This is a genomic window from Parachitinimonas caeni, assembly GCF_030129945.1.
Taxonomy (GTDB): Bacteria; Pseudomonadota; Gammaproteobacteria; order Burkholderiales; family Chitinimonadaceae; genus Parachitinimonas; species Parachitinimonas caeni.
On sequence record NZ_JARRAF010000035.1, the window covers coordinates 1 to 14,690 of the forward strand.

The 14,690-nt window shown below is 58.4% G+C and carries 19 protein-coding genes; 11 read left to right on the plus strand and 8 right to left on the minus strand.

Annotated features, from left to right (window positions below; genetic code table 11):
- Positions 1-258: 258 nt before the first annotated feature.
- The 9 genes from rph (at position 259) to PZA18_RS19735 (ending at position 6,560) form a co-directional block, all read left to right on the plus strand.
- Positions 259-975, plus strand: coding sequence for a ribonuclease PH (gene rph, locus PZA18_RS19695; RefSeq protein ID WP_284102594.1), 717 nt, complete (start codon positions 259-261; stop codon positions 973-975).
- On the plus strand, positions 975-1,970 hold the full coding sequence (dusA, locus tag PZA18_RS19700) for a tRNA dihydrouridine(20/20a) synthase DusA (protein WP_284102595.1): 996 nt from the start codon (positions 975-977) through the stop codon (positions 1,968-1,970). Before rph ends, dusA begins: the two co-directional genes overlap by 1 nt.
- 94 nt (positions 1,971-2,064) lie before the next feature.
- On the plus strand, positions 2,065-2,724 hold the full coding sequence (locus PZA18_RS19705; RefSeq protein WP_284102596.1) for a retropepsin-like aspartic protease family protein: 660 nt from the start codon (positions 2,065-2,067) through the stop codon (positions 2,722-2,724).
- 40 nt (positions 2,725-2,764) lie between these two features.
- Positions 2,765-3,361 carry an RdgB/HAM1 family non-canonical purine NTP pyrophosphatase gene (rdgB, locus tag PZA18_RS19710; protein WP_284102597.1) on the plus strand — a complete coding sequence of 199 codons (597 nt, stop codon included), beginning with the start codon at positions 2,765-2,767 and terminating at the stop codon, positions 3,359-3,361.
- Positions 3,358-3,591 carry a hypothetical protein gene (locus PZA18_RS19715; RefSeq protein ID WP_284102598.1) on the plus strand — a complete coding sequence of 78 codons (234 nt, stop codon included), beginning with the start codon at positions 3,358-3,360 and terminating at the stop codon, positions 3,589-3,591. Before rdgB ends, PZA18_RS19715 begins: the two co-directional genes overlap by 4 nt.
- Positions 3,588-4,766, plus strand: a complete 1,179-nt coding sequence (hemW, locus tag PZA18_RS19720) for a radical SAM family heme chaperone HemW (RefSeq protein WP_284102599.1) — start codon at positions 3,588-3,590, stop codon at positions 4,764-4,766. Before PZA18_RS19715 ends, hemW begins: the two co-directional genes overlap by 4 nt.
- Before the next feature lie 37 nt (positions 4,767-4,803).
- Positions 4,804-5,565: a substrate-binding periplasmic protein gene (locus tag PZA18_RS19725; protein ID WP_284102600.1), complete on the plus strand. Its 762-nt coding sequence runs from the start codon at positions 4,804-4,806 to the stop codon at positions 5,563-5,565.
- Positions 5,566-5,654: 89 nt separating this feature from the next.
- Positions 5,655-6,035 (plus strand): Rid family detoxifying hydrolase, encoded by a 381-nt coding sequence (locus tag PZA18_RS19730; RefSeq protein WP_284102601.1) that lies wholly within the window; start codon positions 5,655-5,657, stop codon positions 6,033-6,035.
- 45 nt (positions 6,036-6,080) lie between these two features.
- Entirely contained in the window at positions 6,081-6,560 is a 480-nt protein-coding gene (locus PZA18_RS19735) for a hypothetical protein (protein ID WP_284102602.1), read from the plus strand.
- 36 nt (positions 6,561-6,596) lie between these two features.
- Here PZA18_RS19735 and PZA18_RS19740 read toward each other — a convergent pair whose 3' ends face one another.
- From PZA18_RS19740 to PZA18_RS19755, 4 genes are all read right to left on the minus strand, one after another.
- Positions 6,597-7,061: a DoxX family protein gene (locus PZA18_RS19740; protein ID WP_284102603.1), complete on the minus strand. Its 465-nt coding sequence runs from the start codon at positions 7,059-7,061 to the stop codon at positions 6,597-6,599.
- Positions 7,062-7,119: 58 nt separating this feature from the next.
- The gene (locus PZA18_RS19745; protein ID WP_284102604.1) at positions 7,120-7,866 is read right to left on the minus strand and encodes an HvfC/BufC N-terminal domain-containing protein; all 747 of its coding nucleotides are present in this window, start codon (positions 7,864-7,866) and stop codon (positions 7,120-7,122) included.
- Positions 7,850-8,692, minus strand: coding sequence for an MNIO family bufferin maturase (bufB, locus tag PZA18_RS19750; RefSeq protein WP_284102605.1), 843 nt, complete (start codon positions 8,690-8,692; stop codon positions 7,850-7,852). Before bufB ends, PZA18_RS19745 begins: the two co-directional genes overlap by 17 nt.
- Before the next feature lie 103 nt (positions 8,693-8,795).
- Entirely contained in the window at positions 8,796-9,056 is a 261-nt protein-coding gene (locus tag PZA18_RS19755) for a BufA1 family periplasmic bufferin-type metallophore (protein ID WP_284102606.1), read from the minus strand.
- 213 nt (positions 9,057-9,269) lie between these two features.
- On the opposite strand from PZA18_RS19755, the gene murB reads away from it, so the two are divergent.
- Positions 9,270-10,301, plus strand: coding sequence for a UDP-N-acetylmuramate dehydrogenase (gene murB / locus PZA18_RS19760; protein ID WP_284102607.1), 1,032 nt, complete (start codon positions 9,270-9,272; stop codon positions 10,299-10,301).
- 39 nt (positions 10,302-10,340) lie between these two features.
- Here the strand turns inward: murB and PZA18_RS19765 are convergent, their stop codons facing one another.
- Positions 10,341-10,850, minus strand: a complete 510-nt coding sequence (locus PZA18_RS19765; protein WP_284102608.1) for a cyclic nucleotide-binding domain-containing protein — start codon at positions 10,848-10,850, stop codon at positions 10,341-10,343.
- 338 nt (positions 10,851-11,188) lie between these two features.
- A complete protein-coding gene (mpl, locus tag PZA18_RS19770) occupies positions 11,189-12,583 on the minus strand; it encodes a UDP-N-acetylmuramate:L-alanyl-gamma-D-glutamyl-meso-diaminopimelate ligase (RefSeq protein ID WP_284102609.1) in 1,395 nt (464 codons plus the stop codon).
- Positions 12,584-12,692: 109 nt separating this feature from the next.
- Between mpl and PZA18_RS19775 the strand changes: the two genes are divergently transcribed.
- Complete coding sequence (locus PZA18_RS19775; protein ID WP_284102610.1) at positions 12,693-13,643, plus strand: GGDEF domain-containing protein; 951 nt, start codon at positions 12,693-12,695, stop codon at positions 13,641-13,643.
- Here PZA18_RS19775 and PZA18_RS19780 read toward each other — a convergent pair.
- Both PZA18_RS19780 and dtd read right to left on the minus strand, forming a co-directional pair.
- The gene (locus PZA18_RS19780) at positions 13,621-14,238 is read right to left on the minus strand and encodes a nucleotidyltransferase family protein (RefSeq protein WP_284102611.1); all 618 of its coding nucleotides are present in this window, start codon (positions 14,236-14,238) and stop codon (positions 13,621-13,623) included. The genes PZA18_RS19775 and PZA18_RS19780 overlap by 23 nt on opposite strands.
- On the minus strand, positions 14,238-14,690 hold the full coding sequence (gene dtd / locus PZA18_RS19785; RefSeq protein ID WP_284102646.1) for a D-aminoacyl-tRNA deacylase: 453 nt from the start codon (positions 14,688-14,690) through the stop codon (positions 14,238-14,240). The genes PZA18_RS19780 and dtd overlap by 1 nt, the downstream gene beginning before the upstream one ends.

The following is a 14,690-nucleotide window of genomic DNA, read 5'->3' on the forward strand; positions in this document are numbered from 1 at the left end:
GTCGATTTTTGGGGCATGGCGTCGTTAGCGTTCGCTTATTTAGCTCGCTAAACTGCGCTCACCCTGCCTAGCCCTGCCCCAAAACTCGGCCCGGCGCGACCGGAAACAAAACGTCAACAGAGCCTAACTGCAAATCGCGCTGTCTTTGCGGCTAAAGCCGCTCCTGCCGTTAAAACCTCAGCACCCCTGATCAATAAACAGTAGTCCTCACCGCATAGGGTAAAATGCCAGGTTAACCAGTTATGACCCGAGGTTCCCATGCGCCCATCCGCCCGTACCGCCGACGCCCTGCGTCCGATTCGTATCACCCGTCAGTACACCCGTCACGCAGAGGGCTCGGTGCTGATCGAATTTGGCGACACGAAAGTCATTTGCACAGCCAGTGTCGAAGAAAGTGTGCCGCCATTCCTCAAGGGCAAGGGCGAAGGCTGGGTGACTGCCGAATACGGAATGTTGCCGCGTGCCACCAATACCCGTAGCCGTCGCGAAGCCGCCAGCGGCAAGCAAACCGGCCGGACCCAGGAGATCCAACGTCTGATCGGCCGCAGCCTGCGTGCGGTAACAGATCTGTCCGCACTGGGCGAACGCCAGATCACTATCGACTGCGATGTCATCCAGGCAGATGGGGGTACTCGTTGCGCCAGCATCACCGGCGGCTTTATCGCATTGCATGACGCACTCAGCGCTTTGGTCACCGCCGGCAAACTGCCTGCCCTGCCGATCAAAGACTTTGTGGCGGCCGTGTCCGTCGGCATTTATCAGGGTCAGGCCGTGTTGGACCTCGACTACCCTGAGGATTCTGGCTGCGAGACAGACATGAATGTAGTCATGACCGGCTCGGGTCGCTTTGTTGAAGTTCAGGGAACCGCCGAAGGCGAGCCTTTCTCGCGTGATGAAATGAATGCGTTGCTGGATCTGGCCGATGCTGGCATCCGGCAACTGATCGACTTCCAGCGCAAGGCTCTGGGGGTTTGATGAGTCTCGTACCTGCTTCAAAGCCGTCCCGGCGCGTCAGCGTTGCACCGATGCTGGACTGGACTGACCGGCACTATCGCTACATGCTCAGGCTGATCAGCCGCCATACCTGGCTCTACACGGAGATGGTGACCACCGGCGCCATCATCCATGGCGACAAACATCGGCACCTCGACTTCAACCCGGAAGAAGACCCGGTGGCCCTGCAGCTGGGTGGATCAGAACCCGATGATCTGGCCCGCTGCGCCCGCACCGCCGAAAACTGGGGCTATAACGAAATCAACCTCAACGTAGGCTGCCCTTCCGAACGGGTCCAGTCTGGTGCTTTTGGGGCTTGCCTGATGGCCGAACCGCAATTAGTTGCCGATTGCGTCAAAGCCATGCGTGATGCGGTGACGATTCCGGTCACGGTCAAGCACCGCTTGGGAATTGATCAAATCGAAGACTACGGTTACGTGCGGGATTTCGTCGGAACCGTGGCCGAGGCTGGCTGTGAAGTTTTCATTGCCCATGCCCGCAATGCCATCCTCAAGGGGCTTTCCCCCAAGGATAACCGCGAAATCCCGCCGTTGAAGTACGACTATGTGTATCGCCTGAAGCGGGATTTTCCACAACTTGAAATCCTCATCAACGGCGGCATTGTCAGCTGGGATGCCGTCACCACCCATCTGGCCGAGGTCGATGGTGTGATGATCGGCCGTGCGGCCTACCACGACCCTTATAGTTTTGCCAGTGTGGACCAGCAGTTCTATGGCGATGATCGGCAGATCCCCAGCCGGGTAGACGTAGCAAAATTGATGGTGCCGTACATCGAAAGCCAGATGAAGCGAGGCAGTAAGGTCAAGCACGTGGCACGGCATATGCTGGGTTTGTTTCAGGGCATGCCGGGCGCCCGCAACTGGCGCCGAACCTTGTCCGATTCAAAACAACTGGAAGGCGCAGGCCCGGAACTGATCTTGAAAGCCCTGGCCGAAATCGAACACGCTGCTCGCTGAGAACAAAGCCAGACGTTGCGGCTGTATCCATGTCGAGATGGCAATGACATGCCAACCGCGCCAAGCCTGTGGAGTTTTGCCAAGGAGTCTTTCCGTGCCAAGCCCAAGTCGATTACTCAGTCTGATGCTGCTGGTTGCCTCGTCGCCAACCTGGGCCGGTAGCCCGGTGCTACAGGCCGTGCTCGGCAGCAGCAAGGCCACCCTGACGCTGGACGGCGGCAAGCCGTTCACGCTAGCCAAGGGCGAATCTCGGCAAGGCGTGCGCCTGATCGACATCATGACTGACAGCGTAGTCGTTGAAGTTGACGGTACCCGCAAAACCCTGAAGCTGGGCCAGGACGTCTTCACCCCAGCGAGCTCCCCAGGCAAAACCACCAGTACGGCAGGTGGCGTCACCCTGTTTGCCGATGGCCGGGGCCATTACTACGCCAGTGTCAGCATCAACAACAGTGGCGCCCGTGGCTTGATCGACACCGGGGCCAGCGCCCTGGTCCTTAGCGCAACCCACGCGCGACAGATGGGAATCGACTACGCCAAAGGCGCTCGGATCACCCTGCATACCGCACAAGGCCCAACAGGTGCCTTTCGGGTTCAGGTGAGTGCCGTGAAAATTGAAAGCATTCAGCTTTACGGCGTTGATGCGGTGGTTCTGGAAGGAAGCTTCCCGAGTCTGCCGCTGATCGGCATGACGGTTCTCAACCAACTGGATATGCAGCGGGACGGCGATACACTGCGCCTGAGCAAACGCTACTGAACCTGACCCCCAAACCTGAGTATCCGTTCAAATACCCACCATGAAACGTATCGTTCTAGCCAGTAACAATGCCGGCAAAGTGCGCGAGTTCCAGCGCCTGTTTGCCCCCCTGCATATTGAAATCGTGCCGCAAGGTGATCTGGGTGTACCGGAAGCCGAAGAGCCGCATGTGACTTTTCTTGAGAACGCCCTGGCCAAAGCCCGCCATGCCAGCACACTTACCGGCATGCCAGCCCTGGCCGACGATTCAGGCATCTGCGTGTCGGCCCTGAATGGTGCACCAGGCGTTTATTCCGCACGCTATGCCGGCCCACCCAAATCGGATGAACGAAACAACCTCAAACTGCTGGACGCGCTGTCTGGTGTAGCGGACCGACGCGCCTTTTACTATGCGGTACTGGTGATGGTCAGACATGGCGACGATCCTCGGCCCTTGATCGCCGAAGGCCGGCTGGATGGCGAGATTCTGTTGGCTCCGCGCGGTGAAGGTGGCTTTGGTTACGACCCGCTGTTCTACCTCTCAGCCCTTGGTAATACCGTGGCAGAACTCACGCCCGAAGAGAAGAATCCAATCAGCCATCGCGGGCGGGCGCTAGCCAGCCTGTTGGCACGCATGGCCGAGGAGGGTCAGGTATGAGTACCCAAGACGAAACCCGCTGGGCTAAATGGCTGAGAGATGACGGCAGCGTTGTGTCCTGCGTCGAGAAGGTCAAGGTCATGAATGAAAACCTCGATGAAATCAGCCAGATGTTGCAGGACGCCTTCGAAGACGGGTTGCTGATGGAAGTCAACGAAACGCAGTTGCGGCAGGTGATGCAACAGATGGTGGAAAAACTGGTCAATCCATGGCCCAAGGGCAAGGCATGAGCACAATCGCCTTGCCGATCGGCAAATCCAACTGGCAGCTGAAGGCCTTGCCCCCGCTATCGTTGTACATCCACTTTCCGTGGTGCGTACGCAAATGCCCCTACTGTGACTTCAATTCGCATGAAGCGCGAGGAGGAGTGCCCGAGGACGACTATATTGCCGCACTGGTCACCGACCTCGAATCACTCCTGCCGCTGATCTGGGGTAGGCCGATCCACAGTATCTTTATGGGTGGTGGAACGCCCAGCCTGTTTTCAGCCCAGGCGATGGATCAGCTGTTATCGGCATTGCGCGCCAGACTGAAGATCCTGCCTGAAGCGGAAATCACGCTCGAAGCCAACCCAGGTACGTTTGAGTACGAAAAATTCCGTGATTACCGGGCAGCAGGCATCAACCGGTTGTCGGTAGGAATTCAGAGCTTTGATGCCGGGCATCTGTCTGCCATCGGCCGCATTCACAATGGTGACGAGGCAAGACGTGCCGCCGAGATTGCCGCCAGCCATTTCGACAACTTCAATCTGGATCTGATGTTTGCGTTACCAGGCCAGACACTGCAGCAGGCGCTTGCAGACATCAGTACTGCACTGTCGTCTGGCCCAAGCCACTTATCGTGCTACCACCTGACGCTGGAACCCAACACCTATTTTCATCGCTACCCACCCGAGCTGCCCGATGACGATGCAGCAGCCGACATGCATGACGCCATCGAAGCACGGTTGGTCGAGGCCGGTTTTATCCATTACGAAACCTCGGCCTACTGCCGCCCCGGCAAGATGTCGTATCACAACCGGAATTACTGGGAATTTGGTGACTACCTGGGAATTGGCGCCGGCGCCCACGGCAAGATTTCATTCCCAGACCGCATCATCCGCCAGGCCCGCTACAAGCAGCCTGCCGCCTACCTGAACGCAGTGGCCGACGGCTCGGCCGTGCAGACAGAAGAAACCTTGAGTCTCGAACAATTGCCATTTGAATTCATGCTCAACACCATGCGGCTGGCTGACGGTTTCCCTGTTGAACTGTTTCAGGAACGCACGGGATTGCCTCTCTCTGCATTGAATCGAGGCCTGCAGCAAGCAGAGTCGCTTGGGCTGATTGAGCGCGATCACCAGACTATCCGACCATCGGCACAAGGCAGACGCTACCAGAATCGTTTGTTGGAGCTATTTTTGTAGAGGGACCACTTTCGAGCTTCCCGGGAAGGGAGTTGCCGTGCGCCGTCTGCTTTGTATGTTTTGTCTGTTCTGCCTGCTCGGAGGGCTTGCCGCCGCACGAGACAGCACAGGGCTGCGACTGGTCTGCGATGACTGGGCCCCCTATGAAATGCAGGACGATCAAGGCAACATCACTGGCCTGTCGCACGACATTGTTCTGGCAGTACTCAAACGTATGCAGATACCGCTGGCCGCCCCGGTCGAGATGTTGCCCTGGAAGCGGGCGCTGGCATTGGTCGAGGCCGGCAAGGCCGATGGTGCATTCAGCGGTGTGCGCAGCCGGGAGCGCGAAGTATTTGCGTATTTCAGTAGTGAACCGCTGGTGCAAGCGCCGTGGGTGGTCTTCGTCCGCAAGGACGATCTGCCTCAGTTCAATCAGCTGGCAGATCTGCGTAGCCGCAAGGCGGGTATCGTCAATGGCTGGTCGTATCCCGATAAATTACGATTGCTGTTCAAACAGGGGGCCGTCAGCGTGACCTCGCTCGACCCACCCAGTAATTTCCGTAATCTGGCCCTTGGCCGCGTTGATTACATTGTGGATGAACGGCGTAGCGGCCTGCACATCATGGCCCAAAACAATCTGCAGGACCGGCTGGCCATCGCCAACCTGCCCGCAATGCGGGATGATGGCTTGTACCTCTTGCTCAGCAAGGCCAGCGTCTCTGCAGAGCTGGCTGAACGTTTCGATCGGGAACTCAAAGCTTTCAAGGCCAGTCCGGAATACCGTACGCTGCAAAGCCGGTATGGTATTCATGAATAGACTTGACCATTTCACTACCCATTTCGCCCTGCCTTTCATCATAAGCCGCTCAAGCGGTGACCATTGTCTTTACCCAAGGAGACCATTGCATGACCCGTCAAATCATCCACAGCGATAACGCCCCCAAGGCCGTTGGTACTTATTCGCAGGCCGTGAAGGTAGGCAATACCGTCTACCTGTCCGGCCAGATCGGTCTGGATCCGGCCACAGGCGTTCTTGATGAGGGATTCGAAGCCCAGACACATCGCGTATTCCAGAATCTGCGCGCTGTCTGTCAGGCCGCAGGAGGTGACCTGCGCCATATCGTCAAACTCGGTGTGTTCGTGACCGATCTGGGAAATTTCGCCAAGCTTAACGAAATCATGGGCCAGTATTTTCAAGAGCCCTATCCGGCACGTGCCGCTATCCAGGCTGCTGCGCTACCCAAAGGCGCACAGGTCGAAGCAGATGCCGTAATGGTTCTCGACTAAAAACCATATGGGCTGGCTGCCTCAGTGCCGCCAGCCCCACCGATCATGGCACATCGCGCCCCCGGATTTCTGGTCTGGCCCTGGCTATGCTGGCTGCTGAGTGCCAATGCAGCAGGCGTGCCGACCGACTTTGCAGACAAACTCGAAGCTGCCTTGTTATGCCGCTCCGAGTGGTCACCGAATTTCTGGCGTGACTACTTCAACACCCATCTTGGGAAACCCGTCCGCACCTGGGGACAGGCCAACTGGTACCCCTCCCAAGGCGCACAGCTCGGTGGCGTCAGCACTCAGGAAGTGTTTGTCGAGACGCCGGATAGCCCGGCATTGATGGTCGGCACGCTGATCCCGCAACCGCTTGAGTCCGTCCTCAAAACACTGCAGGACAATCTGAAAGTGCAGTTCCAGCCCGTGCAAACCCCGGATGGCACACGCTATCGCAGTCAGTCCGGCAGTGTGCTGGTGGGCCAGACCAATCAGCAGACCAAGTGGTACTGCGCACGCTGGAACACCGGCAATCGGCCATAACCGCCGAACTCCGCCCCCCTAGTGAGTCGCCAAAGTCTAAGCCGCCAGGCGGCGGGCGATCCAGGCGTCCAACGACAGCTTGCCGGGTCCATTCGCAATAATCGTCAGTATCAGCAGCCCCCACAGATAATGATGCAGCAGCAAGGCCGGGGCTTCTGACAACACGTGGTAATACGAGATCACCGCCATCGCATTCACACCGAACAAGGCCAACGCCCCGAAGCGCCCAGCCAAGCCCAGCACCAACAGAACCGGGAAGAACAGCTCGCCGAAAGTCCCGAGCGCCGCCGCAAGGGCCGGGGGCAGTACCGGCACCCGATACTCATCCGTGAACAAGGCCACCGTTTTGCTCCAGTCTTCGATCTTGGTCAGTCCAGAGCTGAAAAAGACATTCGCCAGATATAACCGGACCAACAAATCGGCCACTGGCTTGAAATAGCCTTCCAGCCAACGAATCGCCAGGCGGGAAGGAGGGGTCAGGGTTTGCAACAGTGAGGGCACGCTAAATTCTCCAAAACATCGTCAAGTCAGCCCGTTGGTCGGCGAATGTCTGCATTCCTTACAGCAAATCTATTTCTTCAATGGCCTGTGCCGTCATCAAAGCAGCCAACGCCGCGCTCAGGGGGAATTCCGGGTTGATGTCGAGGGCTGCCGGTATCGCCAGCTCAAGCGGCATCCCGGCCATCAAACCGCGCAACCAGGCAGCCCGATCCGGAGTTATCGCTTCAACCGTGACCTTACCCTGCTGCCGCTGCACCCAGACCCATTCCGCACCTTGATCCAATGAAGGCCATTCCCCACCATGATGGGCAAGCCAGATAGAGGCGACCGGATAGGGCGAGTACAACAAGGCACAATCCGGCAAAAACCGGAAACGCAGTCGCGCCATCTGTTCCGGCGGAATGCTGGCCAGCCGGCTCCAGTCATACACCAGTCTATCTTCCGCGTAATAGGCAAGATGCCCTGCCCACTCCAGACGCGCCATATCCGGCAGATAGGGCAAGTGTGCGACCGGTGCAAAGCCTGCGAGAAAGTCACCCAACATCCCGCCATAGCGGTTCAGATCAGGTGATGTCGAGGGTGTGGTGCGGGCATATTCACGCGCCAGGGCCTCAAAAAACTCATCGCCCACCATCTGGCGGATGACGGGATAAGCGTCATCCAGCGCCCCTGCCCGATTAAACAAGCTGTTGTTGGCATAAGCGACCACCCCACGGCAGGTACGGCCAAACAGGCTCTGCCAATCCGCCTCCGGGTCAGCAACCGCCGCTTCGAATGCCCTTTGCAGCTCAGCCAGTTGCGACATGACGCGCCATCCTTTCCTCTCCGATTGCCACTTCCGCCAGCAAATCTGCCAATGGCGGCAGATGGGTATCACGCTCCAGCAAGGTCGGCACCGGACCGAAGCGCTGCCAAGCGTAGTCGAGCAACTGCCAGACCGCCTCACACACGGGGGTACCGTGGGTATCCAGCAGCATGCCGTCGTCCCGGGTTTCAAAGCCGGCAATGTGTATCTCACCCACCACCGCTACGGGCAGTGCATCCATCGCCTGCCGTGCATCCCGCCCCAGATTGCACTGATTGACATAAAAATTGTTCACATCCAGCAGAATCCCGCAGCCACTGCGGCGAGCGAGTTCAGCCAGAAAATCCGCCTCGGCCCAGATGTCTGCCGTGAATTCGATATAGCTCGAAACGTTCTCGATCAAGATCGTTCGCCGCAAGCGGCTCTGCACGGCATCTACCCGTTCCACCAGCAAAGCAAGCGCCTCGTCGGTGTAGGGCATGGGCAGCAGGTCATTAAAGTAGTGCGCGCCGACACGGTTCCAGCACAAGTGCTCGGACACTGCCGCTGGCTGCAGGCGCTCGACCAGTGAGGCCACTTGCTCAAGATGACCGGCATCAGGCGCTACAGCCGAGCCCAGTCCCATGCCCACACCATGCAAGGACAAGGGCCACTCGACTCGCACCGCTTCCAGCGCAGCAATATTGGCCCCACCGCCAAAGAAATTTTCAGGATGTGTTTCAAACCAGGCGACTGCTGGCTTCTCGGCCAGGATCTGGCGAATGTGGGGTAATCGCAGGCCCAGCCCCATCTGGCTGGGCAAATTTGTCAGTCTGACTGCATTCATTTCACTCTTCTCAACAGAACCAACAACAAAAACGGGCAGCCAGGCTGCCCGTTTTGCCATGCCAGAAACCCGTGGTTATCTCTGGCATTCTGTGCTGCGCAAATTATTGCCCACCCGGCTTGAGCGAACCCTTCATCTTCTCGCAGGTGCCCTTGGCAACGTACTTCCACTCATTCTTGTCCATATCCTTCTTGGACTGACCGGCACAGGAATGGCCGCCGTCCTTGCTGGCACAATCATTCTGACCAGCCTTGGAAACGCCATAGCATTTCTCCTTGGCTTCTTCAGCCTGGGCAGCCGTAGCGACGCCCAATGCCAATACACCAGCGATAGCAGTAGAGATCAGGGTGGTTTGCTTGCTCATGGGAATACTCCTTACGTTGACAGAAAAAATTGCGAAAACACATTCACGCCAGCCTTGGTCGTGCTGGCCATCAAGCTATTACACCCTAATTCACAAAAATCTTTTATCCAAGCTGACATTGATACGGGCCCCTGCCCTCGCAGCAATCCGCCAGGTATGTCAGGGCCAGGCAACGGCTCGGTTATACTCGCGTTTTTTACCCCCTGACCTGCCATGTTGCCTTTGCATGCCAATTTCGATCTTCTCGGCCACAACACGCTGGGCATCGCCGCCAAGGCGCAGTGGCTGGCGCAGATTCGCCACCCTGATGATCTCGTAGCGCTGGCAAATCAGCCGGAGCTGGCGGACCTACCCCGGCGGGTGTTGGGAGGGGGAAGCAATCTGGTTCTGGCGGGGGATCTGCCTGGCCTGACCTTGAAAGTCGAAATTCCGGGTCGGCGCATTCTCGGCGACGACGAACATTACGTTTATGTTGCCATTGGCGGGGGGGAATCCTGGCATGGCACGGTCGAATGGACGCTACAGCAAGGCTTGTCCGGCCTGGAAAATCTATCGCTGATCCCTGGCACCGTCGGTGCCGCCCCGGTGCAGAACATTGGTGCCTATGGCGTTGAACTGAAAGACGTTCTGCATGAGCTGACCGCCTACCATCTGACGGATGGCAGCGCCCGCCGTTTCTCGTTGGTCGACTGCCGATTTGCCTATCGGGACAGCGTATTCAAGCAGGATCAGGCCGGCCAATGGCTGATTGGCGAAGTCGTCCTCCGCCTCCCCAAGCGAGCCGCCCTGCACACCGAATACGGCGAACTGGCCCGCGAACTCGCTGCGCTGAACAAACCTGCCACGGCGATCGACGTCGCTACCGCCGTCTGCAAGATACGCCGCAGCAAACTGCCCGACCCCGCACAGATCGGCAATGCAGGCAGCTTCTTCAAGAATCCTCTGGTATCGCAAGCTCAGTACAGCGCGCTGCTGGCCACCTTTCCAGCGCTGGTTGGCTATCTACAGCCATCGGGAGATTACAAGCTTGCAGCAGGCTGGTTGATTGAGCAGGCGGGCTGGAAGGGACGTCAGCTCGGCCCGGTGGGCATGTACGCCCGGCAAGCGCTGGTTCTGGTCAATCATGGCGGGGCCAGCGGGGCGGAAGTCATGGCTTTGGCCGCTGCGGTACAGGCGGCCGTCCAGGAGAAGTTTGGAGTCATGCTGGAGCCAGAGCCCGTCATCTGGGGGCTGGCCAGTCAATAAACGCCAACGCATCCGCATACGACATCACCGCCGACATCCCTACCCGATGATAAACCGCTTGGCCTTGGTCGCCCGGTGGGCCAAGTCGGGCGCCTGATCCAGACGCTCGACCAGCTCAGTGACCAGTTCATCGGTCTCCCGCAGCCGGGAGGCCATCAGCAAAGCCATATTGCGATACAGCTTGGGGGCCACAAACGGCAGCTGATAGAGCGCCTTGCGCTCGAAAGTCAACATCACAGTAGGTGCGAGACAACGTACCGACGCCGTACGCTCGGAATAATCCAGCAGCGCCAGCTCACCAAAACTATCGCCAGGACCAAGCTTGGATAAAACCTGCTCGTGATCACCGATCATGCGTACGACTTCCACTTGACCGGCAAGTAACACATACATGGACCGCCCCGGCTCCCCCTGATGGACGATATAGTCGCCAATATCAAAGCTGGCCCGCTTGCAGTAATTAAGTACCTGGCGAATCTCATCCGCCGTAAATTCTGCAAACAGACGAACCGAATTGGCCAAACGCCTGACCAGCTCATCGTTCGGCATCCCGCTCCCCCTTACGAGCCTCTGGCGTGCGCCTCGCCCGGCCCTTCTCTCAACGGTATAGCACGATGCCGATGATTGCGAAGGTTGAGACCGAGAAACGGCTAGTCCAGTCAGACACCCGGCACCGGATTATCAACTACTGACCGGCACACGTTCGCCCCTTCCAAGGACCATCCCATATGGAATGGCTTGCTTTTATAGACGCTGCAGACTTGTCGTTTCCGACCGTGCCAGGCCAGGCTTTGAATAACACGCTGACCGGTAACTCAAATAGCGTGTCTCACCACGCTATGTCTCACTCCAACGAAACGCGATCCGCAATCAAGAGCCAATAGCACCTAAGCCATCGTCGCGTTAGCCAGCGCAGCAAGTAGCTTGCCATGCACACCACCAAACCCACCGTTACTCATGACGAGCACATGGTCACCGGCTTTGGCATGGCTAGCGACACTGGCAACCAGCGCGTCGAGCTGGTCGAAGCATAGGGCGCGCGCGCCCAGCGGTGCCAAGGCTTCGGCCGGGCTCCAGCCAAGACTTGCCCCAAAGCAGAAGGTCAGATCGGCACTTTCCAGACTGCCAGGCAGCAGCGCTTTCATGGCACCCAGTTTCATGGTGTTGGAACGCGGCTCCAGCACGGCCAGAATCCGCGCCGAGCCAACCCGTTCACGCAAACCGGCGATCGTCGTCGCAATCGCTGAAGGGTGATGGGCAAAGTCGTCGTAAACCGTCACGCCTGCCGCTACCCCCCGCACCTCCATCCGCCGCTTGACGTTCTGGAACGCAGCCAGAGCCGCGATGCCTACGTCGACGGGCACACCCACATGGCGAGCTGCTGCCAAGGCGGCCAAGGCATTTTGCCGGTTGTGGTCGCCCAGCAAGTCCCAGCGCACGGTGCCCTGGCTTTGTCCATCCAGGCAGACTTCAAAACCATCGGCCGAGGATGCTCCGACTTGCCAGCCGCTATCTGCACCAAATCGTTCAACGCGGGTCCAGCAACCGCGTGCCAACACCCGGTCCAGGCTCTGTTCCCGGCCGTTGGCGACAATCAAACCGCTCGCCGGAATAGTACGGACCAGGTGATGGAACTGGGTTTCGATGGCACCCAGGTCGGCGAAGATGTCCGCATGATCAAATTCCAGATTATTGAGGATGGCTGTGCGTGGTCGGTAGTGGACAAACTTGGAGCGCTTGTCGAAGAAGGCAGTGTCGTACTCGTCGGCCTCGATGACAAAGAATGGGCTACGGCCCCCTGGCTCCTGCCGGGGTTCTCCAGGCAGCCGGGCAGAAATACCAAAGTTCTGCGGCACGCCACCGACCAGAAAGCCCGGTGCCAGGCCGGCGTATTCGAGAATCCAGCTCAGCATCGAGGTGGTGGTGGTTTTGCCATGAGTGCCGGCCACGGCCAGCACCCATTTAGGATGGGCCGGATCTCGCAGAATGACCTCGCTCAACCATTGCGGGCCGGAAACATAGGGCAGCCCGCGATCAAGGATCGCCTCCATCAATGGATTACCGCGCACCACAGCATTGCCGACCACGTACAGATCCGGGGCCAAATCGAGTTGGGAGGCATCCCAACCCTGGATCAGTTCAATGCCCTGCTGTTCAAGCTGCGTGCTCATGGGGGGATAGACGTTGGCATCGCACCCCGTCACCCGATGCCCGGCCTGCTTGGCCAGAACGGCAATCCCGCCCATAAAGGTGCCGCAAATGCCGAGAATATGGATATGCATTCAGAAACCTTTGATTGTCTTGGAATATTTTCAACCAGCAGTTAATTGACCACTGGTTCAACATGGTAAAATTGCCAATCTGTCCGACAATTTTGCAATGACTCGATACATGATCAAACCCGCCAGCACTCCCACGCTTACCCCCGCAGACATCGCCCGGGTAGCACTGAAGCGCCTGGGAGAGATGGGCTTGCCCCCTACCCCCGAAAACTACAGCCGATTCTACAACGCGATCACCACCATCAAATCGGCTTCCGAGCAATCGGAAGAGGAATTGAAAGGCGCCTACCGGGTGCTATTCCGGGTCAACGACGTGCTGGATAGCGTGCATGACCTCACGCACGCGGTTTTGGCCGAGCTGTCACGCAGTAGTGAAGAAATGGGGACCTCGCTGGAAGCCCTGCAAGCCACCGACGATAGGCAGGTTGTCTCAGGCCTGTTGCAGCACATTATCGATTCAACCGGCCAAGTTTACAGCAGCGTAGCCGCCTCACAGCGCGACCTGAACCAGCTGAAAGAATCCATGCTGGCGGTGCAGGCCGATTTGGCCATCAATCGCAAAACCCTGGAGCAAGACCCGCTGACTGGCGCATTGAACCGGCAAGGCTTCGAGCATGTCCTCTTGCGCGAGGTAAAGCGGGCTCAGCGACATGGTGGCAAATTGACCACCGCAGTCATCGACCTCGACCACTTCCGGGACATCAATGATCGCTATGGCCGGCAAGTTGGCGATCGCATCCTGACGCACTTTTCCAGTGTCGCCAAAGCCGTACTCAGAGATAGCGACACCCTGGTGCGCTATGGCGGCGAAGAATTCCTGCTTCTGCTGCCCGAAACCGACCTGCATGGCGCCGGCTTTTTGCTGGACCGGTTGCGGCATGTCAATTTGAAGACGCCATTCTTTCAGCAACAGCAGCGGATTGAAGTGCGCTTTTCTGCAGGACTCGCACAATGGCGGCCCGATGAAAATGGCCATGCGATGGTGCTACGTGCCGATGAGGCCCTCAACCAAGCCAAGCATAGCGGTCGGGATACGGTCATCCACGCCAGGCTCTGCTGACATTTTGTTTCCGGTCGCGCCGGGCCGAGTTAGGTGCATTGCCATCCAGCGCACCATCGTCCACTTGCAAACGCGGCCAGCGCTGCAACCAGGCTTTCTCGATGACTCTTTGCCGGAGTAGCGACTGCGCCTGCGGGTGGCGAGGATTGGCAACCAGGGTTAATGCCCACACCGCTTCCAACCCGTAGGGCGCCAAGCATTCGAGTGAATCATCGTCATTCAGGCGCACACCAACACACGTCGCCAGCTCGGGGTAATAGGCTACCGCTTCGGCAGTATTCCGGTAGGGTGGGTGGCCATTGCGCCGGGCCATATGGGCCTGATTACGCACCTGCCAGGGGATTTGCGGACAGGCACGGGCCAATTGCTGTTCCAGCTTTTGATCCATTCCTCTCTCTGCCGTCGGATCAAACCAGGCCACATCAACATCATTCAGCGGCGAAGCGCCGACATGGCCGTGCAGATGGTCCCACACCAGATTGCGGACGAAGCCGGCCACCAGCCAGGCGTCGGGCAGACGCATCGACCGCAGGCCGTGCAGGCAATTCATGCGCCAGGTATCTGCCTTGATCAGATCAAGCGTTGCCTGCCGCATCACTCGGGCTGCTTCGAGTCAAACATCAGAGTCACTGGGCCATCGTTGATCAGGCTGACTTTCATATCAGCCCCAAAGATGCCGGTCGGTACTGGCCGCCCCAGACCCATCTGTATCTTCTCGACGAAGCGCTCAAACATTGGACGGGAAAAGTCCGGCGCCGCAGCACGGCTCCACGAGGGCCGATTACCCTTCCGGGTCGAACCGAACAGCGTGAACTGGCTGACCGCCAGAATATCGCCGCCAGCCTCCTGCACAGAGCGGTTCATCACGCCCGCCTCATCACCAAAGATACGCAGTCGCAGCAGCTTACCGACCAACCAATCAATATCGGTGTCGCCGTCTGCCGACTCCACCCCAACCAGCAGCAGCAAGCCGGGGCCGATCTGCCCAACCACCTCGCCCTCCACCCGGACAGCGGCTTCACTGACCCTTTGCAATAACACCCTCAT

Coding starts and splice junctions, on each gene's coding strand:
- rph (WP_284102594.1), top strand. CDS start 259: ATGCGCCCATCCGCCCGTACCGCCGACGCCCTGCGTCCGATTCGTATC.
- dusA (WP_284102595.1), top strand. CDS start 975: ATGAGTCTCGTACCTGCTTCAAAGCCGTCCCGGCGCGTCAGCGTTGCA.
- rdgB (WP_284102597.1), top strand. CDS start 2,765: ATGAAACGTATCGTTCTAGCCAGTAACAATGCCGGCAAAGTGCGCGAG.
- PZA18_RS19715 (WP_284102598.1), top strand. CDS start 3,358: ATGAGTACCCAAGACGAAACCCGCTGGGCTAAATGGCTGAGAGATGAC.
- hemW (WP_284102599.1), top strand. CDS start 3,588: ATGAGCACAATCGCCTTGCCGATCGGCAAATCCAACTGGCAGCTGAAG.
- PZA18_RS19730 (WP_284102601.1), top strand. CDS start 5,655: ATGACCCGTCAAATCATCCACAGCGATAACGCCCCCAAGGCCGTTGGT.
- PZA18_RS19735 (WP_284102602.1), top strand. CDS start 6,081: ATGGCACATCGCGCCCCCGGATTTCTGGTCTGGCCCTGGCTATGCTGG.
- PZA18_RS19745 (WP_284102604.1), bottom strand. CDS start 7,866: ATGTCGCAACTGGCTGAGCTGCAAAGGGCATTCGAAGCGGCGGTTGCT.
- bufB (WP_284102605.1), bottom strand. CDS start 8,692: ATGAATGCAGTCAGACTGACAAATTTGCCCAGCCAGATGGGGCTGGGC.
- PZA18_RS19755 (WP_284102606.1), bottom strand. CDS start 9,056: ATGAGCAAGCAAACCACCCTGATCTCTACTGCTATCGCTGGTGTATTG.
- murB (WP_284102607.1), top strand. CDS start 9,270: ATGTTGCCTTTGCATGCCAATTTCGATCTTCTCGGCCACAACACGCTG.
- PZA18_RS19765 (WP_284102608.1), bottom strand. CDS start 10,850: ATGCCGAACGATGAGCTGGTCAGGCGTTTGGCCAATTCGGTTCGTCTG.
- mpl (WP_284102609.1), bottom strand. CDS start 12,583: ATGCATATCCATATTCTCGGCATTTGCGGCACCTTTATGGGCGGGATT.
- PZA18_RS19775 (WP_284102610.1), top strand. CDS start 12,693: ATGATCAAACCCGCCAGCACTCCCACGCTTACCCCCGCAGACATCGCC.
- PZA18_RS19780 (WP_284102611.1), bottom strand. CDS start 14,238: ATGCGGCAGGCAACGCTTGATCTGATCAAGGCAGATACCTGGCGCATG.
- dtd (WP_284102646.1), bottom strand. CDS start 14,690: ATGAGGGTGTTATTGCAAAGGGTCAGTGAAGCCGCTGTCCGGGTGGAG.